Source organism: Embleya sp. NPDC025285 (assembly GCF_055558835.1).
This window is the reverse complement of record NZ_JBVHLU010000021.1, coordinates 39,728-62,118: the sequence shown is the minus strand read 5'-3', so window position 1 is coordinate 62,118 and position 22,391 is coordinate 39,728. Positions and strand designations below refer to the sequence as shown.

Annotated in this window: 18 protein-coding genes and 2 pseudogenes; 8 read left to right on the top strand and 12 right to left on the bottom strand. The window is 72.6% G+C overall.

What is annotated here, in order from left to right:
• Positions 1–87: 87 nt before the first annotated feature.
• The 4 genes from ACZ4FV_RS16555 to ACZ4FV_RS16540 all read right to left on the bottom strand — a co-directional run bounded on the left by ACZ4FV_RS16555 (position 88) and on the right by ACZ4FV_RS16540 (position 4,990).
• The gene (locus tag ACZ4FV_RS16555; RefSeq protein ID WP_395860836.1) at positions 88–1,257 is read right to left on the bottom strand and encodes an ABC transporter substrate-binding protein; all 1,170 of its coding nucleotides are present in this window, start codon (positions 1,255–1,257) and stop codon (positions 88–90) included.
• Between the two features lie 159 nt (positions 1,258–1,416).
• Entirely contained in the window at positions 1,417–3,267 is a 1,851-nt protein-coding gene (locus tag ACZ4FV_RS16550) for a branched-chain amino acid ABC transporter ATP-binding protein/permease (RefSeq protein WP_402237941.1), read from the bottom strand.
• Positions 3,264–4,043 (bottom strand): ABC transporter ATP-binding protein, encoded by a 780-nt coding sequence (locus ACZ4FV_RS16545; RefSeq protein ID WP_395860840.1) that lies wholly within the window; start codon positions 4,041–4,043, stop codon positions 3,264–3,266. The genes ACZ4FV_RS16550 and ACZ4FV_RS16545 overlap by 4 nt, the downstream gene beginning before the upstream one ends.
• Positions 4,040–4,990 (bottom strand): alpha/beta hydrolase, encoded by a 951-nt coding sequence (locus ACZ4FV_RS16540; protein ID WP_402237939.1) that lies wholly within the window; start codon positions 4,988–4,990, stop codon positions 4,040–4,042. The genes ACZ4FV_RS16545 and ACZ4FV_RS16540 overlap by 4 nt, the downstream gene beginning before the upstream one ends.
• A gap of 91 nt (positions 4,991–5,081) precedes the next feature.
• Here ACZ4FV_RS16540 and ACZ4FV_RS16535 point away from each other — a divergent pair, with 91 nt between their 5' ends.
• Positions 5,082–6,503 carry an amidohydrolase gene (locus ACZ4FV_RS16535; protein WP_402237936.1) on the top strand — a complete coding sequence of 474 codons (1,422 nt, stop codon included), beginning with the start codon at positions 5,082–5,084 and terminating at the stop codon, positions 6,501–6,503.
• Positions 6,504–7,441: 938 nt separating this feature from the next.
• On the top strand, positions 7,442–7,987 hold the full coding sequence (locus ACZ4FV_RS16530) for a cupin domain-containing protein (protein ID WP_402237934.1): 546 nt from the start codon (positions 7,442–7,444) through the stop codon (positions 7,985–7,987).
• A gap of 17 nt (positions 7,988–8,004) precedes the next feature.
• On the opposite strand, the gene ACZ4FV_RS16525 is transcribed toward ACZ4FV_RS16530, so the two are convergent.
• The 4 genes and pseudogenes from ACZ4FV_RS16525 to ACZ4FV_RS16510 form a co-directional block, all read right to left on the bottom strand.
• A complete protein-coding gene (locus tag ACZ4FV_RS16525) occupies positions 8,005–8,625 on the bottom strand; it encodes an HdeD family acid-resistance protein (protein WP_395860849.1) in 621 nt (206 codons plus the stop codon).
• A 723-nt stretch (positions 8,626–9,348) separates the two neighbouring features.
• Positions 9,349–9,798 carry a phospholipase gene (locus ACZ4FV_RS16520; protein ID WP_395860851.1) on the bottom strand — a complete coding sequence of 150 codons (450 nt, stop codon included), beginning with the start codon at positions 9,796–9,798 and terminating at the stop codon, positions 9,349–9,351.
• 522 nt (positions 9,799–10,320) lie between these two features.
• Positions 10,321–10,395, bottom strand: a pseudogene (locus ACZ4FV_RS16515) (hypothetical protein); the annotation flags it as partial.
• 103 nt (positions 10,396–10,498) lie between these two features.
• Positions 10,499–10,651, bottom strand: a pseudogene (locus ACZ4FV_RS16510) (alpha/beta hydrolase fold domain-containing protein); the annotation flags it as partial.
• On the opposite strand from ACZ4FV_RS16510, the gene ACZ4FV_RS16505 reads away from it, so the two are divergent.
• Together ACZ4FV_RS16505 and ACZ4FV_RS16500 are read left to right on the top strand one after the other, a co-directional pair.
• Positions 10,595–11,161 carry a helix-turn-helix domain-containing protein gene (locus ACZ4FV_RS16505; RefSeq protein ID WP_465322818.1) on the top strand — a complete coding sequence of 189 codons (567 nt, stop codon included), beginning with the start codon at positions 10,595–10,597 and terminating at the stop codon, positions 11,159–11,161. The pseudogene ACZ4FV_RS16510 and the gene ACZ4FV_RS16505 sit on opposite strands and share 57 nt — an antisense overlap.
• 143 nt (positions 11,162–11,304) lie before the next feature.
• Positions 11,305–11,826: a GNAT family N-acetyltransferase gene (locus ACZ4FV_RS16500; protein ID WP_402237930.1), complete on the top strand. Its 522-nt coding sequence runs from the start codon at positions 11,305–11,307 to the stop codon at positions 11,824–11,826.
• A 91-nt stretch (positions 11,827–11,917) separates the two neighbouring features.
• Here ACZ4FV_RS16500 and ACZ4FV_RS16495 read toward each other — a convergent pair whose 3' ends face one another.
• Positions 11,918–12,661, bottom strand: a complete 744-nt coding sequence (locus ACZ4FV_RS16495; RefSeq protein WP_395860855.1) for an SDR family oxidoreductase — start codon at positions 12,659–12,661, stop codon at positions 11,918–11,920.
• Between the two features lie 83 nt (positions 12,662–12,744).
• Here ACZ4FV_RS16495 and ACZ4FV_RS16490 point away from each other — a divergent pair, with 83 nt between their 5' ends.
• Positions 12,745–13,218, top strand: a complete 474-nt coding sequence (locus tag ACZ4FV_RS16490; RefSeq protein WP_395860856.1) for an RrF2 family transcriptional regulator — start codon at positions 12,745–12,747, stop codon at positions 13,216–13,218.
• A 193-nt stretch (positions 13,219–13,411) separates the two neighbouring features.
• On the opposite strand, the gene ACZ4FV_RS16485 is transcribed toward ACZ4FV_RS16490, so the two are convergent.
• The 3 genes from ACZ4FV_RS16485 to ACZ4FV_RS16475 all read right to left on the bottom strand — a co-directional run bounded on the left by ACZ4FV_RS16485 (position 13,412) and on the right by ACZ4FV_RS16475 (position 18,521).
• Complete coding sequence (locus ACZ4FV_RS16485; RefSeq protein WP_465322817.1) at positions 13,412–15,109, bottom strand: purple acid phosphatase family protein; 1,698 nt, start codon at positions 15,107–15,109, stop codon at positions 13,412–13,414.
• Positions 15,106–17,250, bottom strand: a complete 2,145-nt coding sequence (locus ACZ4FV_RS16480; RefSeq protein ID WP_465322816.1) for a hypothetical protein — start codon at positions 17,248–17,250, stop codon at positions 15,106–15,108. The genes ACZ4FV_RS16485 and ACZ4FV_RS16480 overlap by 4 nt, the downstream gene beginning before the upstream one ends.
• Before the next feature lie 500 nt (positions 17,251–17,750).
• Positions 17,751–18,521, bottom strand: a complete 771-nt coding sequence (locus ACZ4FV_RS16475) for a hypothetical protein (RefSeq protein ID WP_465322815.1) — start codon at positions 18,519–18,521, stop codon at positions 17,751–17,753.
• Positions 18,522–19,146: 625 nt separating this feature from the next.
• Between ACZ4FV_RS16475 and ACZ4FV_RS16470 the strand changes: the two genes are divergently transcribed.
• From ACZ4FV_RS16470 to ACZ4FV_RS16460, 3 genes are all read left to right on the top strand, one after another.
• Entirely contained in the window at positions 19,147–19,557 is a 411-nt protein-coding gene (locus ACZ4FV_RS16470; protein WP_402237924.1) for a hypothetical protein, read from the top strand.
• Positions 19,558–19,795: 238 nt separating this feature from the next.
• Positions 19,796–20,572 (top strand): glycosyltransferase, encoded by a 777-nt coding sequence (locus tag ACZ4FV_RS16465; RefSeq protein ID WP_402237921.1) that lies wholly within the window; start codon positions 19,796–19,798, stop codon positions 20,570–20,572.
• Positions 20,569–22,359 (top strand): glycosyl transferase, encoded by a 1,791-nt coding sequence (locus ACZ4FV_RS16460; RefSeq protein WP_465322814.1) that lies wholly within the window; start codon positions 20,569–20,571, stop codon positions 22,357–22,359. Before ACZ4FV_RS16465 ends, ACZ4FV_RS16460 begins: the two co-directional genes overlap by 4 nt.
• The last annotated feature ends 32 nt before the right edge of the window (positions 22,360–22,391 follow it).

Genomic DNA, 22,391 nt, shown 5'->3' with positions numbered 1-22,391 from the left:
GCGCCGGCCGCGCCGACCGCGCGTGCGCGGTCGGCGGCGGTCACGGCGAGGTCGATCGGTCGCACCGGGATCGGACCACCGCGCGCGCTACTTCTTCCTGGTGGGCACGACGAAGCCCTCGGGCAGCACCTGCCACTTGCCGTCGACGGCCTTGACGAAGCGGCTGCCCTGGACCGGGTTGTGCTTGTCGTCGGGGCCGAAGACCCACGGGGAGCCGACCATCGGGTAGTCGATCGGGCTCATCTTCTTGAACGCCTCGGTGACCGACTTGCGGGTGATGTCGCCCTTGATGCCCTTGAGCACCTGGACGAACACGTCGGCGGACATCACCGCGCCCTGGCTGAACGCGGTGCGCTGGATGCCGTGTTTGTCCATCAGTTGCGCCCAGCGTCCGTTGCCGGGCAGGGTCACGTCGGTGTACGGCTGCCATTCGGTGCCGACATAGGCCCGCATGCCCGAGGGCACCAGCTTGGCGTTGGCGTCGGTGTAGCTGTTCGCGCCCATGATGAAGTCGACGTTGTTCATGCCCTGGGTCTGCGCCTGGGCGAACCACGGGCCGACCTGTGCGTTGTACAACACGGCCTGACAGCCCGCCTGTTTGGCGGCGATCAGGTGCGGCGTGGGGTCGCCCTCGCCGACGGCGGTGTCCTTGGCGGCCAGTTGTTTGCCGGTGAGGTCGCTCCACTCCTTGATCGCGTCGCTGATCCCGCCGCCGCTGCCGGGCAGGGTGGTGTAGTAGAGGCAGACCTTGTCGTGGTGCAGCGTCTCGGAGGCGTAGTAGAGCATCGCGGTGAGCAGCTTGAACGGTCCGGGGTTGACCGGCGCGATGTCGGGGCTGTTGAAGCACGCGGGGTCGACGCCGACGGCCGGGATGGAGACGATCCTCGCGCTCTTGTACGCGGCGCGGTTGACGCCGCAGTCGACCGCGCTGGAGGAGCCGACCAGCGCGACCACGCCCTTGGACTGTACGAGTTCCACCTCGTTCTCGGTGGAACGTTGCGGGTTCATCGCGTCGTCCTTGCTGATCAGCTCCAGCTTGCGGCCGTTGATCCCGCCGGCCGCGTTGACCTCGTCGAAGACGGCCTTGACCGCCTGCGGGACCTCCGGGGTCTGGAACAGCCCGGTGATCCCGTTGATCGAGCCGACCTTGATGGCGCCGCTGGTGGAGCCGCCGTCGCTGCCGTCGCCGGCACACGCGGTCGCGGCCAGGGCGAGCGCGGCGGTCACGGCCAACCGGCTCACGAGGGAACGCTTCATGGGGAACGTCCTTGTCATGGTGGATCGGTACGGAGTCGATCCGATCGAAGGCATGCCGGGGGAACCCGGATCGGCGCGAAGGCGAGCGCGCGACGCGGGGGTGGTGCGGGCGGGTCGGAGCGGGTCGGCCGGTGGACGGGCCGGTGGTCGGCCCGCGAGTCAGCCGGTGGGGGTGACGATCGCGGTCGGGGGGGCCGCGCCGTCGGGGGTGTCCGCGCCGCCGAGGTAGGCGGCGAGCACCGCCGGATCGCGCAGGACGTCCTCGGTGCGGCCGCTCGCGATCACTTTGCCGAAGTCCAGGACGGTGACCTCGCGGCAGGCCACGCGTACCAGTTCCATGTCGTGCTCGACCAGCAGGACGGCCACGCCGTAGCGCTCGGGCACCTGGGCGAGTCGAGCCCCCAGGCGCAGCGATTCTGCGGCGGACTGGCCCGCGGCCGGCTCGTCCAGCAGGGCCACCGCCGGCCGCGCGGCGATCGCCGCGGCCACGTCGAGCAGGCGGCGGGTGCCCGCGTCGACGATCGAGATGGGCAGGTCGCCGACGGGGCAGCCGAAGAACTCCAGGAGTTCGTCGGCCTCGGCCCGGCCCAACCGCCGCCCCGCCCCGATGTCGAGGTATTCGTACTGGGTCAACTCCGGGGCGATCAAAGTGGTTTGGAAGGTGCGGCGCAGGCCCTTGGCGGCGCGTACCTGCGGGGCGAGTCGGTCGATGGGCGCCCCGTCCAGGCGGACAGAGCCGGGCGTGCGGCCGAGGAAGCCGCCGACCGCCGAGATGAAGGTGGACTTGCCCGCGCCGTTGGGGCCGATCAGGCCCACCACGGCGCCGGCGGGGACGGTGAGGTCGACCGCGTCCAGGGCGGTGACCGGGCCGTAACGGACCGTCAGGCCCGAGACGACCAGGGCGGGTTCGGTGCCCATGGGTCGGGCGGGCGCGCCGACGGTGCGCTCGGGTGGTGGGGCCGCGTCGGCACGTTCGTGGTCGTGCGCGGGATCGGCGTCGGCGACCTTGCGGGCCTTGGCCAGGCGTTTGCGGTTGCGGGTGAAGTCGGTCTGGCTCATCCCGCTGCGCAGCGCGAGGATCGGCACGATGCCGAAGATGATCCCGCCCAGGTCCTGGGGCAGCTTGACCTTCTCCAGGAGGGTGGCCATGGTCGCGCCGAACACCCCACTCATCAGAGCCCCTTCGGGGTGATGCGGACCGATCAGGATGGCGATCGCGAAGAGCGTGACGGATTGGCCCATGGCGAAGTTGCCGGAGACGACCAGGCCGAGTTGACCGGCCATCAGGCCGCCGCCGATCCCGGCGATGAACGCGCTGATCGCGAACGCGGCGAGTTTGCTGCGGGCCACCGAGATGCCGTGCGAGGCGGCCAGCCGTTCGGAGTGCCGCAGTTCGAGCCAGGAACGGCCGAGTCGGGTCCGGTCGAGAACGGCGAGGGCGAGCGCGATCACGGTGAAGACGATGACGACCAGGACGAAGTAGTTCGCGTTGGTGGCGAAGGCGGCCGGGCGGGCGACCGTCTCGAGTTCCTCGGTGCCGGGGAACTGCTTGGCGCCCAGCACGATGTCGGTGGACACCGCCGCGCCGAAGGTGATCACGGCGAGGTTGACGCCGCGAACGCGCAGGGCGGGCAGACCGATCAGCATGCCCACCGGTGCGGCGGCCAGGCCGCCGAGGACCAGCCAGACGAGCAGCCCGCCCGGTGCGTCGGCCACGTTGAGCCGCATCACCACCCAGGCGCCGATCGCCGCGAAGGAGAGTTGGCACAACGACATGACGCCGGCGCGGCCGACGATCACGCCGTAGCTCTGCATGATCACGGCGCTGATCACGCTGGTGATGGCGAGGTAGAGCCAGTAGGGCGACAGGATGTTGGGGATCGCCGCGCAGGCCGCGACCGCGAGCACGATCGCAACGGCCGCGCCGCGCTTGTCGAGCAGGTCCATGGCGGTGGGTGTCGTGTCGGCGAGCGGGCGGCGGGCGGCCCCCGTGCGGGCGTCGGGCTTCATCGGGCGGCACCGCCGATCCGGCTGTCGAGGGAGCCGGCCGGGACCTGCTCGGCCGGGTCGGTGGTCGGCGTCGTGGTCGAGCCGAAGTAGTACTCGTGCAGGAGTTCGGCCCGGCCGCGCAGTTCCGCGCAGGGTCCGTCGTGCACGATGCGGCCCTTGCGCAGCACGTAGGAGTGTGTGCCGACGTCGAGGGCGAGGTTGGCGAACTGTTCGATCAGCAGGACGGCCAGTCCCGCACCCGCGAGTTCGCCGACCACGCGCATCAGCCGGTGCACCACCATGGGCGCGAGTCCGAGCGACATCTCGTCGACGAGGACCACCTTGGGATCGGTGACCAGGGCGCGGCCGAGCACGAGCATCTGCTGTTCGCCGCCGGAGAGATGGCCGGCCTGCAGGGTGCGGCGTCGGACCAGTTCGGGGAAGAGCCGGTAGACGGTGTCCGGGTCGCCGCCGCCGGCGCGGGCGACCAGCAGGTTCTGTTCGACGGTGAGGGTGCGGAAGATGGTGCGGGCCTGTTCGACGTAGCCGATGCCGGCCCGGGCGCGCTTGTGCACGGGCAGCCTGTGCACGGGGCGGTCGTCGAGTTCGATGCTGCCGGTGGTGGTGCGCACCAGGCCGGCGATGCCGTCCATCAGGGTGGTCTTGCCCGCACCGTTGGCGCCCAGGAGCACGGTGACCGCGCCGGGGGCCACATCCAGCGTGACGTCGCGCACCACCGGGATCTCGTCCCGGTCGATGCTCACGTCGCGTAGCCGCAGGACGGCCGGGGCGCTCACCGCGCCTTCCCCGCGAACGCGTCCCGCAGTGCCCCGACGACCAGTTCGTGCGCCCGTTCGGCGTCGCCGAGGTCGGTGGCGAGCAGTCCGAAGAAGCCGTGGATGAGCCCGTCGAAGCGCACCGCGGTGGCCGTGGTGCCGGCGTCGTTCAACGCCCGCGCGTAGTCCTCGCCTTCGTCCCGGAGCACGTCGTACTCCGCGCCCAGCACCAGCGCGGGCGGCAGCGCGGAGAGGTCGTCGGCACGGATCGGCAGCAGGTACGGGTCGGCAAGGTCGGCGGCGTCGCGTGGGTACTGGGTGAAGAACCAGTCCATGCTCGCCTTGGACAGGAAGTAGCCGTCGGCGAATTCCCGATAGGAGGGCCGCCCGTCGTCGGGGTGCCCCACCACCGGCGACACGAGCACCTGGAGTGCGATCGGCGGGCCGCCCAGGTCGCGGCTCTTCAGCGCGACCACGGCGGCCAGATTGCCGCCCGCGCTCTCCCCGCCGACCGCGATCCGCGTACCGTCCACCGCCCATCGCTCGCCGTTTTCGCGCAGCCACGCCACCACCGCGTAGCAGTCGTCGGCGGCGGCCGGATACGGATTCTCCGGCGCGAGGCGATAGTCGACCGAGACCACCGCGGTCTCGGCGCCGGCGCACACGGCCCGGCAGGCGTACTCGTTCTCGTCGAGACACCCGATGGTCCAGCCGCCGCCGTGGAACCAGACCAGGACCGGGAAGGGGCCGGGGCCTTCGGGAGCGTAGATCCGGACCGGGATGTCTCCGGCGGGTCCGGGGACGGTGGCGTCGCGGACCGATCCCACGGTCGGCAGTCGCTCCGGCATCGACCAGGTGCGGGCGAAGCCGGCACGCATGGCCCGGGCGTCCAGGGCAAGGGGGGCCGGTCCGGATTCGCCGATCCGAGTGCGCTCGATGATCTTTTGGGCCTCCGGATGCAGGGGCACCGTTGCCTCCCAATCGACTCGCAAATCGTATCTGATTGCGTGTACGGTATGGGCTCTCAGAGGACCTGTCCAGATCCCAGGAGGAAATAAAGTGCGCAACCGCGAATCGTGGGACGCCACCGGTTCGGCGGACCTGGTCCTCACCGGAGGACGCGTCCACACGTTCGACGCGCGGGACCGGATCGCGACCGCCGTCGCGGTCACCGGGGGCCGCGTCGCCCGGGTCGGCGACGACACCGAAGTGGCCCCACTGATCGGCCGCGACACCCGGGTGATCCGCCTGCGCGGCCACGCGGTCCTGCCCGGGATCAACGACTCCCACCTGCACGGTGTCTGGCTCGGCGCGATGTGGCCGCGCTTCCTGATGGAGCAACTCACCGGCGGCGCGGACGCGGGCGCGCCGGGGCCGCACGCGGGCACGCCCGCGCCCACACCCGCCCTGCGCACCGCGGCCGAGCGCCGGGACGCCATCGTGCGCACCCACGACCTGCTGGCCACGCTGGGCGTGACCAGCTACACCGAACCGGGCCTGGGTCCGGGCGAGGACGCCGGCGCGACCGGGTGCTTCGGCTCCGCCGCGCTCACCGACTACGCGGAACTGGCCGCGCACGGGCGGCTCACCGCGCGCGTCACGGCGCTGTTGCTCTTCGGCGAACTGGACGGCCCCGGTTCGGCGGACGCCTTCGCCACCGGACTACGCGAGTTCGCCGCCCCGGCCGACGTGCCGGGCTGGTTCCGGGTGGCCGGGGTAAAGATCTTCGCGGACGGCATCCCGCCGATGCGCAGCGCCTGGGTGTGCGAGCCGTACCCCGACGGGTCACACGGTTCGCTGCTGATCGACGGCGACTCGGCCGAACGACGCCGACAGCGGCTCACCGAGATGATCGACATCGCGCACGCGGCCGGACACCAGATCGGCGTGCACTCCACCGGCGACCGCAGCTCCGCCGCGGTCGTCTCCGCGCTGCGGGCGGCGCTCGCTCGCGATCCCCGCCCGGCCGCCCGGCATTACCTCATCCACGGCGACCTGCTGCATCCCACGACGCTGGCCGAGATGGCGGCGGCCGGCATCGGCCTGAACACCCAGCCCGGCATCGCGGTGGCCACCCGCAACCTGCTCCACGACACGCTGAGCCCGCAGGTTCTCGCCCGCATGTGCCCCACCCGCGACGCGCTCGACGCGGGCATCGACGTGTGCCTCAGCTCGGACTCCCCGGTACTGACCCCCGACTGGCGCCGCGGGGTGGTCGCCGCGGTCACCCGGACCGGCGTCGACGGCACCGTCTGCGGCCCCGCGCAACGCCTGGCCCTGCGCGAGGCGTTGCGCGCGTACACCACCACGCCCGCTCGCCAGGACGGTGCCGAGTCCTGGAAGGGCTCGCTCGAACCGGGCAAGGCCGCCGACCTGTGCGTCCTCGCCGACGACCCCCTGGAATCCGAGGTCACCGCCCTACCCGAGATCCCGATCACCCTCACCATCGTCGACGGCCGAGTGGTGCACGAACGCCCCTGACCAACCCACACCCCACTCCGACGAAACGCCCACACCGCGTCCCGCCCCGGCAACGAACGCGCAGCCCAGCGACGGCGCGACGATGCCGTGCGGCAGGCCGGCAGGACGGTCCGGGGGCAGCGGCGCGGCGGAAGGCGGCAGCAAAGTGACGGGCGCGGGGTGGCGGCGAGGCGGTGTCGGTGGGCGGCGGTGTCGGCAACGCGGCGCTCCGGCAGCGCAGCCGTGTCGAGGACGCGGCGCTCCGGACACGGGGATGTCGGGGACGCGGCGATCCGACGTCCGGCAACGCGGCGATCCCGCAACGCAGTCATCTCAGGGCGTGGCGGGGCGATCCGGCGGCACAGCGGCATCAGAGACGCAGCCACTGCCGAGGCACGGCAATCCGCCAGCGCCGTCGCCTCAGGGCGCGGCAGGGGGCGATCCGGCAGCCCAGCGGCGTCGAGAACGCAGCCACGTCGGTGGCACGGCGATCCCGCAGCGCCGTCGCCTCGGGGGCGCCGCGACGAAATGGGACGGTCCGGCGGTCCGGCAGTCCGGCAGTCCGGCGGCGCAACGGCGTCAGGAGCGTAACCGTGTCGGGACGCGGCGATCCGGCGACGCGGCGAGGGCGATCCGGCGGCCCAGCGGCGTCGGGAACGCAGCCGTGTCCGGGGGCGCGGGGATCGGTGAGCGGTCCGGCGTCGGCGCTAGCATCGGGTCATGTCCGGTCGTGCGCGCACCTGTACCGCACAGCCCCACCCGCACCGGTCGCCACCGCTCCCGGTCGGTGTCGGTCGCAGGCCGTCATCGTCACTGCTCCCGGTCGGCCGCAGGCCCTCGTCGCCGGGCGAGGCGCCCGAAGGCCGATCCGCGGGTGCCGCCGGCCGGCCCCTCGCCCCGTGCCCGGTGCGAGTTCCGGGCCGATCCACCCCGAGACCGCCTACCGCCAAGGACGTGCCATGACCTCAGCGCACACTCCGCCGCCGTCCTCCCCATCCGCCGACGGGCAAACCGTCGCCGGCACCGGCTTCCATCCGCACCTGCCCGACCGTCCCGCCGCCGAGCCCGGGTCACCGCGACTGCGCATCCACCACATTCGCGCCGACGCGCTCGACGCCGACACCACACAAACCGACGGCATGCGCCGCTTCGCCGCCATCAGCGGCCGATCCGTCGGCGCCGAGAAGTTGTGGATGGGCCAGACCCACGTCGCCCCGGCCACCGCCTCCGGCAATCACCACCACGGCGAATCCGAGACCGCGATCCACGTGATCAGCGGCCACCCGGTCTTCGTCTTCGCCGACGACTCCTCCGGCGAACCCCGCGAAGTGCGCCTGCGAACGGGCCCCGGCGACTACATCTTCGTCCCACCCTTCGTGCCCCACCGCGAGGAGAACCCCGACCCGGACTCCGAAGCCGTGGTCGTGATCGCCCGCAGCACCCAGGAGGCCATCGTGGTCAACCTTCCCGGCCTGCACCCCCGCCTCGACAACCCGCCGACGTGACCCTCGTCCAGCCGCGTTCAGAGCCGCCGTGAGGTTCCCCGGGTCGCCCCCGCATGCCACGTCGTACCTCCACTCGCCGGACCTCGGCCGAGGCCGAACGCGGTCACCGCGCCGATCAGCCCCAGGACGATCAGGGTGATTCCGGCGAGCACGGCCAGCACCGTCGTGCTGGACACGGGGGCGGCGATCAGGACGATGCCCGCGGCGATGTCCACGCATCCGAAGAAGATCACCCAGCCACGGCCCGGCAGGCTCTTGTGCACGACACCACCCGCGAGTTCGGCCAGGCCCCGGACGAGCCAGCCGATGCCGATCCAGATCGCCAGCACGGTGACCGAGCGCGAGCCCCCGCCCAGACACAGGACACCGAACACCACCGACACCAGACCGCTGACGATCAGCACCGCCCGCATGCCGCCCGAGAACAGCCCTCCGGCCCCCAAAACCACCTGGATCAGGCCGCTGACCAGCAGGTACAACCCGAACAGGATCGCGACCACCCGCACCGTCTGGGTCGGCCAGGCCAGCACCACCACGCCGAGGACCACCGAGGCGACCGCGAGCACGAGCAGTACCCGCGGCGGGCCGACCGACCCCCACCCGGATCCCGGCGACCGGGACCGAAGACCACGCGACATCGGAGACATCGTTCCTCCCGGCGTTCGACGTCCGCACCCACCTGGATCCGGCAAGCAGTCCCCCGCCCACTCCCATCCACCGTCGCACGCACGCCACGAGAACGCCCGCCCGTGGGGGAAATGAGCGCACGGCCTCGGCGGCACACCCGCTCCGGGACGGGCACGCGCCGGCCGCCCTCCGACCTCGCCTTCACCCCGGGACCGGCCGGGCTCCACACCGCAGGCTCCACACCACGGGCGGCTGCCCGGCGCGTCCGGGACTCGCGGCGGCACGATCACGCATCGGCCCGCCCATCGCCTGCCGGCCTACGGCGCCGGGGGATGCGGTAAGCGACAGGCCGGACACGAGAACCTGGGTGCCGCTTGCGGCAGTTGGCGGGTGGTACGAGCCCATTCCCGGACCAGCGAATCGAACACCGGCGTCGCGCCCATGCCGATCGACCACACTCGCGCCGACACGGGGGCACATCCATACGACCCCGCGCACGACCCACTCGGGCGCGTCGTCGTCAACCTCGACTTGTCATCCATGCCCCCTTGATAGTTCGGGAGGGCCACCAGCCGAGGCCGTCCGGCGCACGCGCCACCCGATCAGGTGACAACCGCGCCCTCGAACGTGTGGTTCACGACAGCGGGATCACGGCTGATCACGCTGGGTTCGCCGGGACCACCCCGACACCGCGGCCCCTCGACGACGGGGCCGCGTGCCGGGGTCGACGCGCGTCAACCCAGAAGCTTGACCGCCTGGTAGTACGTCCACGCCGTGCCGTTGCAGGTGGCCCGGGTCACCGCGCCGTAGGGGGCACACACGCGCTTGAGGTCCTCGTAGAAGGCGCTGTCCACCCGCGCCTTGTTCGCCGCGAACGTGCCCGCCGCCTTGTAGTTGCGGTATCCGAAGTCGTGCCGGGCGCAGGAGTTCTGGAACGGGAAGCCGAACGGGTTATCAGGCGAACTGGAGCAGTAGTCTGTGGACCAGTCGAAGCCGTAGGCCGACCAGGATCCCTGGTTCTGCCGCGCCGAGTTCCAGGCGTTGTAGCTGTTCACGCTCGTCTGGGTCCAACTGGACAAGACCTGCGGCTTGTCCGCCGGGGCGGCCTGGGCCGGTGTGGTCACACCGACTCCGGCAACGACCGCCGTCGCGGTGGCGGCAAGGACTGTGGTCAGCCGACGCATCGAATACCTCCAGATTGCCGACGCTCCCTCGATGGGACGTCGGGGACAGGGGTGTGCAGCCGAACTCCGAGCTCGAACCCTCGAACTCCCCATCGCGGTCCGGAAAGACGGGCCGGACAACGGTAGGCGAGCGGAGGGCGAAGACCATCCCACAGCACGAAGGAGCCGGCCGTCCACAATCCGGCCGTCCACAATCGAGAATTCATCCGCCTCGGGTCTCCCGTTCGCCACGATCCACGTCGGCGACACGTTGCGTCGCATCCACGCGCGCAACCGGCCTCGACGCGGCTGCGCATCGGCCGGGCGTCCCCGTGACCCGCCCGCTCCACCGGCCCGCAACGCGCCCGGGTCCGCGCCCGCACCCGCCCCGTCGCCGCGCTGCGCCGCCATCGCCCGGCGCAACACCGCGGTGACCTCGACGATCCGGCGCTGGGACACATCGGCGGTGAGAATGGCCCGCGATCCGTGGAACGTGCCCGCCCATTGCTGCAGTTCGACCGATACGCCCGCCTCCGAGGGGCGCATCGCGTAGCCGATGCCGTCGCGGACCGGATCGAGCTCGGCCGTGGCGACGTAGGCGGGCGGCGGGCCGGACAGGTCGTGGGCACGCGCGGCAGCCGCGTACCACGTGGGGTTGCACCGAACCGAGGTAGTGCCGCCACGAGTCGGCGATGTTGTCGCGGTCCATCCGCGGTGTGCCGGTGAACGTCCGCGCCGACACCGTGGTCATCCGGTCGTCCAAACTGGGCCGGCAGAGCAGTGGGAAGCGGATCGGCGGCCCCTGTTCGTCCCGCGCTTGCAGCGCGACGGCCGCCGTGATGCCCGCGCCGGCGCTGGTGCCGCCGACCGCGATGTGATCGGCGTCGGTGCCCGGTTGGGCGTCGTGCTCGATCGCGCCGACCGACCGGACCGGTCCTGGCATCAGGCCCGTGCCGCGCTGCGCTTCACCACCGCGCGCGAGCCCATCGTGCGATACGACGAACTCGGCGCGTTGGCCCTCCTCGCGGAGATCCCGCGGGACGCCGCGCGCGGCAACGTCGAGGTGGCCGCCATCGCCCGCCTGGCACGCAACCCGGACGACCTGGAGACCCTGGAGGTCTATTGCGCCACCGGCTCGCTCCGCCGTGCGGCCGAGATACTGCGCCTGCACGACAGCAGCGTCTCCCGTCGCCTCGAACAGATCGGCGGCGTCCTGGGCATCACACTCACCGAACCCGCCGGCCTCGCCCTCGCCACCTGGCGGCTGCTCGAAGACGAGCCACGACCCGACGGCACCCGGCACCCGGCACCGGGCACCGGGCACCGGAGAACGGCTGGGCCGCACCCCCGGGGACGCCCCGTCCACCCGAGGCGGTACCGTTGACGGGACACGTGAGGTGCGTGATCGCCGCCGCGACAAGGGAGGTTGATGAATATGGCCCGCTCGGAGCTTATTCGTCATGCCCTTGTCCGGGTCGCGCGCTCGTCGTAGTCGGCCCGGTCGTCCCGAACGACCAGGAGTGTCGCGTGTCTTCATCTTCTTTTCCCGCAGGTACGGACCTGACCACCGATCGCCTCGTCCTGCGGCCGTGGTCCGCCGACGAGATCACCGCCGTTCTCGGTGACGCGCGGTCGGCGGACTGGGCGGAGGACTTCCCCGCCGAGGGCGATCAGGTGATCGCCGGCGTCATCGCCGAACAGTCGGATGTGCCGCGGCTGTACGGGCACCGTCAGATCGTCGAGCGAGCCACCGGGCTCGTGGTCGGCAGCATCAGCCTGCTCTGGCCGCCGAACGACGGCGCTCTGGAGATCGGTTACGGCGTCGTCGCCTCCCGGCGCGGCCGAGGCTACGCCTCCGAGGCCACTCGGGCCCTGGTCGCGTACGCGTTGACCTCACCACAGGTGGACACCGTGTACGCCGACGTCGAACTGTCGAACCCGGCCTCGGTCCGCGTACTGGAGAAGGCCGGGTTGCGGCGCTGGAGCGGCGACGCGTCAACCGCCCGCTTCCGCGCCACGGCACCGGAACCGAACCGGCAGCAGCCGTAGTCGATCGGGTCGGCGGCGGCGCCATCCGCCGCCGCCGGCCCCCGGCTCGCCCGGTTCACCGGCCACCGGGCCCAAGTCACGACTTCCCGCGCTACTTCTGCTCGGCGAGCCACTGGTCGAACGTGGTCGGCGCGATCCGGGCGCCCTCGCCGGGCAGCAGCGCGTCCCCCGCCATCGCCGGTCCGAACATGCCGGACCACGTCGGCACCAGCCGCACCGAGCGGCCACGCGCGGCGAGCGTGCGCCGGGCCATGTCGACCAGGTCCTGCGGGTCGGGCCCGGCGATATCGGCGTAGCGCCCGCGCGGCTGACCGGTCGCGACCTCGGCCAGGACGTCTGCCACGTCCGCGGGCGCGATCGGCTGCACCAACAGCGGCGCGATCGTGGCGACACCGTCCTGCTCGGTCCAGCTCGTCACCATCTCGGCGAAGTCGTGGAACTGCGTGGCCGGCACGATCGTCCACGGCACCGTCCCCTCGGCCACCAGGCGCTCCTGCTCGCGCTTGCCCGCGTAGTGCGCGTTGCCCTCGACCCGATCGATCCCGACGATCGAGAGCAGCACGTGGTGCCGGACCCCGGCGCGCTTCCCGGCGGCCAGCAGGTTCCGCGTCGTGGTGCCGAAGTAGGCCACCGTCTCGGCCGGGTCGACGGCCGGCCCGTTGGTCGCGTCGACGACCGCCTCCACGCCGGCCAGGGCATCGTCGAGGCCGTCACCGGTGGTCAGGTCGACACCGAGCGAGCGGCTGATCCGCACCACCTCGTGCCCGTCCCGCTCGAGAGCGGCGACGGTGAGCGCCCCGATGTTTCCCGTCGCGCCGGCGATTGCGATCCGCATGGTGATCTCTTTCTCTCGCTGCCAGGAACACCGACGCTATCACGGACTAAATAGGTCCACAAAGTCTGCGATAGACTCGAGGCATGAAGCTGCCCGGGAGTACCGAATGGGTCCTGCACTGCGCCACCACGCTGGCCCAACTCGACCCCGGGACCAGCGCGTCGACGACCCAACTCGCGCAGTACTACGACCTGCCGGCGCCCTACCTCGCCAAGCAGCTCAAGACCCTGGTCCGGGCCGGCCTGTTGTCCGCGACCACCGGTCCCAGAGGCGGATTTCGGCTCGCCCGACCCGCCGCCGAGATCACCCTTCTGCACATCGTCGAGGCCGTGGACGGCACTTCCTCACCGTACGAGTGCCGGGAGATCCGGCAGCAGGGGCGCGGTGCGCTGCCGGCCGACGAATGCCGGCGGGACTGCATCCTCGCCGCGAAGATGGCCGACGCGCACCAGGCGTGGCAGCACAGCCTGGCCGGCGTCAGCCTCGCCGACATCGTCGCCGACCTGCCCCCCACCGCACCGGCCCGCACCCGGCTGCGCCTGACCGGCACGGCGTAGGGCGGTTCTTCGATCCCCGTCGGATTCCACGACGGGAATCGAAGACCGGCCCCGGCCGCCGAGCCCGCACGAACGCGAGGCGGAAGGTCCTGACGCCGAAACCCCGCGCGAACCCGCGGATCGGGCGGTGCCGGAACGGCGTAGGGCGGGGCGCCGGCCCGACGCCCCGCCCGATCCCGCACCCCGGCCGGGTTCAGCCGCGCCCGCCCCCGCTCGCCCCGCGCTCGGTGGCGTTCGCGGACGGGATCGCCGTACCCGCGTCCCGGACCAGCGTCACGGTGTCGATCTGCGCACCGGTGGCGCTGAGCGTGCGAATGGTCATCGTGGTCTCGCGCCCGGCGGCGGCCGGACGGACGTCGACCGCGATGAACGCGTTGCCGCGAAAACGCACGCGCGACCACTCGACGGTCTCGTCGATCCTGGCGCCCTTGACGTGGAAACCACCCTTGACCGCGTCGGTGACGTCGGCGGGACCGCCCGCGTAGGTCTCCGGCGCGGAGAACTCGTAACCACTCTTCCCGCCACTGCCCACGGTCAGGTACGTGGTGCCGTCGGTCGCGGGCCGGATCCGGTCGCCGATCGCGGCACGGCGCGTGCGCACACCGCCGCGCATCGGATCGGCCCGCTCGTAGACGTGGTTGTGCCCGTTGATCACGAGGTCGACCTGATAGCGATCGAACAACGGGATCCACTCCTCCCGGATCGCGCCGTCCGAGACGTGGTCGGTCGCCGTGCAGTACGCGCAGTGGTGGAAGAAGGCGACGATGAAGTCGATCCCGGGAGTACGCCGTAGTCGGGCCAACTCCCCGGCCAGCCAGGTCGTCTGCGCGCCGGCGGTGTAGCCGCGGTTGTGCGGGATCTCGTGCGAGATGTCGTTGGCGTCCAGGCTCACCACCGCGACGTTGCCATAGCTGAAGCCGTATGTGGCGTGCGCGTTGCGCGGCCCGTTGCCGGGCAGGTGCCAGCGGGCGAGGTGACCGCCGTAGCCGTCCGGCGAGTACAGCGCCTCCATGTCGTGGTTGCCCATTGCGACCATCCACGGCACGGACGCGGCGACGGGATCGATCATCCGCAGGTATTCGTCCCACACCTCCGGCTGAAGTTTGTCCGCGCCCTCCGCGCTGTGGTGGCTGGACGGCAGTCCCGCACCGGACGCGGCGTACGAGATGTCGCCCGCCAGCAGGTGGAACACCGGGTTCTGCCGGAGCATCAGCGTCTGGTTGGCGGCGGCGCCGAACTCCACACCCTCGTCGCCGAACGCGGTGAAGGTGAACGGTTCCGGCACGCCGCCGGCCGCCGGTGCGGTACGAAACGAACCGACGGTCGCGGCAACGGAGTTCGAGTCGAGGCCGTCGTGGCCCAGCGCGTAGTGGTAGCGCGTGCCGGGGTCGAGCCCGTCCAGCGCGGCATGCAGGTGGTACTGGTCGTGGTCGAAATAGGCCGAGGCGGGGTTGTCGGCGTACTCGATCAGGTGCGAGTGCAGGTGCCGGATCTCGGCCGGCACCACTTGGTCCAGCTGCCCCGGCGAGGTGCCCAGGCGCAGGTACGGCCGGCGCACCGGCTGCGGCACCTGCCAGCTCATCGCCGCCTGGCTGCGCGGGTCCGCGCCCAGTGCGAGGTGGCGGCCGGCGGGCTTGAGCGCGTTCCCGTCGACGTAGTTCGTGCCCACGAGCAGGGAGGGCGCGCGGCGCACGCCGGCCGACGACGAGGTGCCGAACAGCGGGACGGCCGCCGCACCGAGGCCGATCGCGGTGAGCACGCTGCGGCGCGAGACGGTGCGGCGCCGACTGCGCAGGTATTCGTGCTGTTCGGCGATGCTCATGGTCGCGGCGAGCCGGTCGGGGACGCCGGAGCGGGGCAGGTGCGGGTTCCGGCCGGGGGCGGGGCTCATCGGGTGCTCCTGGAACGTGCGGCGAACAACAGGACGAGGCCGGCACCGAGCGCGGCGGTGCCGAGGAGGACGGGCAGGACGACGTCGGCGCCGGTGCGCGACAACGAGCCGCCGCCGGTCGCGGTCTCCGGGACGGTGCCGGAACGGGAGCCGCCGGTACCCGAGTTGCCCGAGCCGCCCGCACCCCGGGACCCACCGGAACCTCCGGAGTCCGACCCGCCGGAGTCGGATCCCGGCGGCGTCGAGGTCCCGGTGGACGGGACATCGGTGGGAGCGGTCGGCGCCGGCGTGTGGGTCGACCCGCCCGAGGGTTCACCGGTCGGGGGAAGCGTCGGTGGCTTGCCGGTGGGCGGCCCGCTGGTCGGCGGCTTGCTCGTCGGCGGCGACGTCGTCGGCGGCCCGCTCGGGTCGGGGCTCGTCGGTGGTGTGGTCGGCCGTTCCCGGCCCAGGGCCCAGCAGCCGCCGACGGGCCCCAGCGCCGCCTGCTTCGCGACGTCGCCGTGGTGCTCGGCACGCAGCGCGACCAGGGTCCAGCCGTTCGGTACCACCGCCGCGGCCTGCGCGGGCCGGGTGCCGACCACGTGTGCGGCGGGCCCGGCGGGCCACGGCTGCCCCCAGCTCGGCCCGGCGCCGGTGGCCACCTCGTGCCGCGCGCCCGCTTCGTCGGCGAAGGTGAACACCGCCGAGTCGATCGCCGGCGCGCGCACGCCGCCGTCACCCAGTGCGGCGGTGAACACGGCGCGGTCGGCGGGGACTCGCCATTGCGCGGCCGTGACGCAGGACTCGGGCAGGTCGCCCGCCTTGACCGCGGGGCCCTGCCACGAGGCGTGCCGGACCGGGCCCTGATCGGTCGGGCTCGGCGGCGCGCCGGTCGCGGTGTCGGTGGGCCCCGAGGTGCCCGCACCGGGCGAGGGGAACGACCCGGCCCGACCCTCGCCGTGGTCGCCGACCACGAGTACGCCCTTGACCGGTGTCGCGCCCGCGGGCACCGCGAAGGTGAGCGACGTGCCGTCGGCGGCCACGTGCAGCGCGCCGTCCGCGACGCGCTCGGGCGAACCGTCGACGTACACGCCGACCCCGCCCGCGTCGAGGCCGGACCCGCTCACCGTCACCGTGTCGCCCGGCCCCGCCCCGGGCGGCCCGAACCCGGTCACGGTGGTCGTGGGCAGCGCCGGTCGGCGGAACACCGCGGCGGTGTCGCCCGCGGTCACCTCGGCGATCCTGGTGTCCAGGTACCGCTCGTTGCCGTCGATGCGCAGGCGCAGTGTGTCCCCCGCGTCGATGCCCACCCGCCACCGCATGTCGATGGTCACCCCGAGCCCGGCCCGCGCGGAGTCGGCCGTGGTCGAGGCGAGGTCGGCGACCATCACGGTCCAGGTCGCGTCCAGGAAGCCGGTGCCGTCGCCGAGCATGGCTCGGTACATCGCCGGATCGCCCTTGTAGAGGCTCTTCATGACCAGGCCGTCGTCGTCGGTGCGGAAGTGCAGGGCACGGGTGACCAGGCCGCCGGGTATCCGGCCGGCGGGCAGGTCCACGTGCTCCTCGCGCGGGGTACCGGGGAAGAACGTCAGGCCGGTGACCTCGGTGCCGGCACGCGGTGCCGGGACGTCGGCGCCGGGGGCGCCGACCTCCGCAGGGGCGCCGACCTCGGTGCGCACCCTGTCGATGTGCACGAGGGACTTCACGCCGACCACCTGGTCGAGTTCGCGGAACTGGTTCAGCGGGTGGTCGAACCCGGTCACCTCCGAACCGGCGTTCAGGCTCTGCCCGGTGCGCGAGACGTTCGCCGTCGCCGATGCGATCGCGGGCGTACGTTTGCCCAACGGTGTACCGGCCGGCACCGATCGCTCGGCCGAGGCGGTGCCGTCCGACCCGGCGGCGGGCACGGTCAGCCAGTCCGCGGCGCGCGAGCGCGTGTCGCCGAAGTTCTCGTCCGGTCCGGAGGCCAGTTCGCTGTAGCTCCCGGATCGGGTGACCAGTCCCGGTGTCATGGCGCGTTGTTCACCGGTCAGGTATTCGGCCCGCGCGGTGCGGGTCGGCGGAAATTCGGCCGCCGAGGAGATCAGCGGGAAGAGCAGGACCAGCAGTCCCAGCACCATCAGACCGACCGCGACCCGTCGTGGCCGAAGAGCGGTGAGCAAGGGACGACTACGCGTTGTGCCCATGTGGAGGTGAAGACCCGTCACTCGTCCCGGTGCCGGCGGCTGCCCGTGGTGTGACCGCCGGGAGCGTGCGTGGGAACGGGAAGCCGAAGGAACCGAAGTCGACGATTTCCGATCGGAGAACGTCGACGACGATCGTGAGTATGCAAGACGGGCGGGCCGCGAATCCGGCCGAAGATCAACCTTCGGCGGGAATTGCCCCATGGTTCCCGCGCGATGGTCCCAGGGTTCACCAAGCTCCGGCGATACTCGCCGGCGACCACCGACCCGACTACGCGCCGTAGCGGTTCGGCGGACCGAAGTCGGGTGGTGCCGCGGGCCGGAAGGGCCCACGGCATGCCGAACCGGCCCCGCCGACTGATGTCGGGAGGCCGGTCGGCGCGAGTCCGGTGTCAACGACCGTGGTCGCCGGGCCCGTTCGGCGGCGCCGGGGGTGCCGGGGGTGCCGGGTCAGACCGGCGGCGCCGAGGGGTGCCGGGTCAGACCGGCAGCGCCACACCACCGGTGAGCACCGCGAGGGCCTTGACCGGCAGGTCCTTCAGACCGGCGAGCACCGCGGTGGCATCGGCCGTGGCAGCCGCCACGTCCAGCTTCTTCACGTCGTCGAGAAGCTTGGTGATGTCCGCGATCAGCTTGTCCAACGCCGCCTTGAGGTCCGCGACGACATCGGTGGCGGCCACCGGGCCGGCCCCGTCGGCCCGGGCGGCGTTGGGCTCGGTCGTCTCGCCGCGCACCGGGACCGCGGCCGTCGGCAGCGTCGGCAGGCCGGGCAGCGTCTTCAGCAGGGCCGGCACCTTGAGCAGCAGGTCCTTGACGTCAGCGATGGCGGCGGCGAGGGCCTCCTGGGCCCCCTTCAGGTCGTTGGCCAACACGCGCTCGAGCAGCTTGCCGGCGTCGGCGACCAACTTGTCCAACGCGGCCTTGAGTTCGGCGACCGCGTCGGTGACCGCGGCATCCGCCCCGGGCGAGACCGGCGCCGAGGCCACCAGGCCGTCGCCGGACACGCGCAGCCGCTCCCTGAGGGTTTCCAGCTTGGCCGCGTCCGGGTGGCCGGAACGGGCCTCGGCGGCGATCTCGGAGAACGTCGACAGGGTCTCGCCGAGGCGATCGACCGTGTCGAACCGCTGGTGGGCGGCGGTGACCCGGGTCTCGGTGGAGGTGGCGGCCACGGCCGGGCCGACGGCGCCGGCGACGAGCGCCCCGGACACGGCGGTGGTCACGATCGCGGAGGTGAACTTGGTGGTGCGCATGCCAATATGACCCTTCGATGGGGTGCGTGGGGTGGGGTGGGGGACTTTCGAGGTACTTCTCGTTCACCTTGTGGCGGCCGATGACGCACCGCAACTCAGCGCCACGGTTGGTGACCGGCACGCCCAACCGGCGTCACCGCACGACCTGCCCATTCGTAGAATCCGACGGCCGACGCCGCTCCTCCCCCATACGGCCGTCCGGGCACCGGCGGCCCACACGGCCACATGGCGGGCGATGGCCCCGCGACGCATCGACCCTTGGGCCCGGCGTCCCCGGCCCGAGACGGGGTCGAGCGGGCCCGGGCGGGTCCCGCGTGTCCGGGCCGCCGGCACGGTGCCTGCCCGGTCGCGGCCAGGTGCGCGAGCGGTGGGCGGGCGCCGAGGGGCGACGCCGTCGCCGGGCCCGGATCACCCCGGCGGAGCGGCGCCGACACGAGCGATCGTGCGCCGTCGCGTCCCCCCGGGCCGCGAGCTAGCGTGGAGGTGAGGGAGCATGCTCATGCGCTGCCAGTCCTGTGGATACGAGAACCCCGTAGGCACTGCCGAATGTGCGCGGTGCGGGGCGACGACGGCTCCGCTCTCGACGCCGTTGGCCCCGGCCCCGGCCGTGGGAACAACCGGGCACGTGCCGCATCGGCGGGCCGGGGACCTGCCGGGGCACGGCAGAGAGTTCACCGGCCTCGTCCGCGATTTCCGGATCCGCCGTGAGCGGCGGATCGACGACCTCGACGCCGACCTGGAGGTCTGGAGCTTCCACGTCCAGCGTCCGGACGCGGACGGCGAGCGGCTCGTGCCGGTGCCCGTGGAAATGCGCGGGTTGTGCTTCGCGGGCACGGTCAGCGAGGGAGACGAGGTACGGGTCGGCGGCACCTGGCGCGACGGCGCCCTGCACGCCGAGGAGCTCGACGACCTCACCACCGGCGCCCGGGTGCGCGCCAAGGCCTCGCGCCGCGTGCGCTCGGTGCTCGTGGCGGTGGGCTTCATCCTCTTCGTGATCGTCGCCGGCTTCGTTCTCACCGCGGTGATCTCCTTCTGACCGACCCGCGAACGGCCTGATCGACCCACCAACGGCCGGCGGACGCGGTAACCGGGCGGACCGGGCGGACCGGGCGGACCGGGCGGACCGGGCGGACCGGCACAGTGGACACAGCCCTCACGGGATATGGCCGTCACGGTGAATGTGGCCCACGTCACACAACGCGGCCGAGGCCTCGCGGTGTCACGCAGGTGTGAACCGAACTCCTTGCGGGACCGAGCTGTCGGTCGTGATACCCGTGTTCAACGAGTCGCGGCGGCTGCCGGCGACGCTGGTCACCGTGCTCGACCACCTCCGGGAAAGCGGGATCGACTGGGAACTGGTCGTCTCCGACGACGGGTCCACCGACGATACGTACGCCATAGCCACGGCGGCGGCCCGGCACGAGCCCAGGGTGCGCGTCGTGCGGCACCCGAGCAATCGAGGCAAGGGACACGCGGTACGCCGGGGCGTCGAGGTCACGCGCGGGCACCGGGTCCTGGTCTGCGACGCGGATCTGGCGACCCCGATCGCCGAGTTGGCCCGGCTCCAGGCCGTGCTGGACGACGGCTTCGACGCCGCGATCGGCTCGCGCGGCGAGGCGTTCGCGGTGGCCCGGCCGCCGATCCGGCGCGTGTTGTCCGACGTCGGGAGCCGGCTGATCCGGGCGGTCGCGCTGCCCGGCACCGTGGACACCCAGTGCGGGTTCAAGCTGTTCGACGGCGCCAAGGCGCGCGCCGCGTTCGCGTGCGCGGACGTGGACGGATGGGCGTTCGACATCGAGGTGCTCCGGCTCTTCCTCGGCTGCGGTTGGAGCTTCGTCGAGGTCCCGGTGGCGTGGACCCATCAGAGCGGCTCGAAGCTGCGGCCGGGCCACTGCCTGGAGGTGCTCACCGACCTGGCCCGGGTGCGCCTGCGGCACGGCCGGCCGGGGCGCGCCGGAGACCCGTCGGCGCGGATGCGGCGGCCGGCGGGCGGTACCGGCTCGCCCCGCGACCCTTTCCCGCTTCCGCTGCCTCCGAGGCGGGCGGCGTGACCGCGGTACGCGACGTGGTCGCGCCGCCGCGCCCGCCCGCACTCCCCCGGCTTCCCCGACTCCCCCGCTCCGGACGGGTCGCCGACGCGCTCGCGTGCGGCACGTATCTGGTGGCCGCGCTGCTGCTGTACCGAGGGCTGTGGGCGGGTGGGCCGGCCGGGCGCTACCTCGTGGACAGCGGTCAGGACCAGCGCCAGTGGGAGTGGTTCTTCGCGGTGACCGCGCGTGCCGTCGCGCACGGCGAGAACCCGCTGACCACGACGCTGCAAAACCACCCCGACGGGGTGAATCTGATGGCGAACACCTCGATGCCGGGCCTGTCCATCCCACTGGCCCCGATCACCTGGTTGTTCGGACCGTCCGCGACCTGGGCCGTCGTGCTCACCCTCGGGCTGGCCGCGACGGCCGCCGCCTGGTACTACCTGATCTCCCGTCACCTGGTCGCCTCGCGCCCGGCCGCCGCCCTCGGCGGGGCCTTCTGCGCGTTCGCCCCGCCGATGGTCTCGCACGCCAACGCGCACCCCAACCTGGCCGTACTGTTCGTCCTCCCGTTGATCATCGATCGCCTGATCCGGGTCGCCGCCGGTCGTCGACCGATCCGCGACGGCGTGCTCCTCGGTCTGTTGACCACGTATCAGGTCTTCCTCGGCGAGGAGGCCCTGCTGCTGGCCGCGACCGGCATCGCGCTGTTCGCGCTGACCTACGCGTGCGTCGCGCCGGGGGCCGCGCGCGCCGCGCTGCCGCACCTGGCCCGCGGGGTCGGGGTCGGTGCGGCGCTGTGCGGTGTCCTGGTCGCGTATCCGTTGTGGTGGCAGTTCACCGGCCCGCAGAGCTATACGAACCTGCTGCACGGCCCGGCCGGCAACGACCTCGCGGCGCTGACCGCGTACGCCGACCGCTCGCTCGCCGGCGACATCGACGTCTCCGCCCGCCTGTCGATGAACCGGACCGAGGAGAACGCGTTCTTCGGCTGGCCGCTGCTCGTGCTGGCCGTCGCGATCACCGTCGCACTGTGGCGGACGGCCCTGACCAAGGCCCTCGCGGCCGTCCTGGTCGGTGCCGCGCTGTTCTCCCTCGGCCCGGAGATCATCGTCGACGGCGAGGCCACCGGGATCTTCGGCCCGTGGAAACTGCTCGGGCAACTCCCGCTGTACGAATCGGTGTTGGAGAGCCGCTTCACCATGGTGTGCGTGCCCGTGCTGGGCATCCTGCTCGCCCTGGGCGCGCAGGCCGCCGGCCGCGCGGGTGACCGACGGATCCGGCTGCTGTGGTGCGTCGTGGTCGTCCAGGCGCTGTTGCCGCTGCTGCCCCAGCCCCTGGCCACCGCGCCGCGCGAGCCGACGCCGGCGTTCTTCGCGGACGGGACCTGGCGCCGCTTCACCGGTCCCGGCCGGGCCATCGTGACCGTACCGCTGCCCGACCCCGGCGACGCGCGCGCGTTGACCTGGCAGGTCGACGCGGGGCTGGGATTCCCGCTCGCCGAGGGCTACTTCGTCGGCCCGTTCGGGCCGGACCGGCTCGGCGGCTATGGCGCGGTCACCAGGGCCACCTCGCAGTTGTTGCGCGAGGTGCGCGACGGCGGGGTCGTACCGGAGGTGAGCGACGCGGACCGTGCCCAGGCCCGCGCGGACCTCGCCTTCTGGCGCGCGGACGCGGTGGTGCTCGGGCCGCACGACCGCCGGGAGGCGCTGCGCGCCACGCTCGACCGGCTGCTCGGTCCGGGCGTCCCGATCGGCGGGGTCTGGTTGTGGGACGTGCGGGCGGGAGGTGCGGCCGGTGCCGGCTGAGCAGGTGACTCCGTACCGAACCGGGGAGGGCG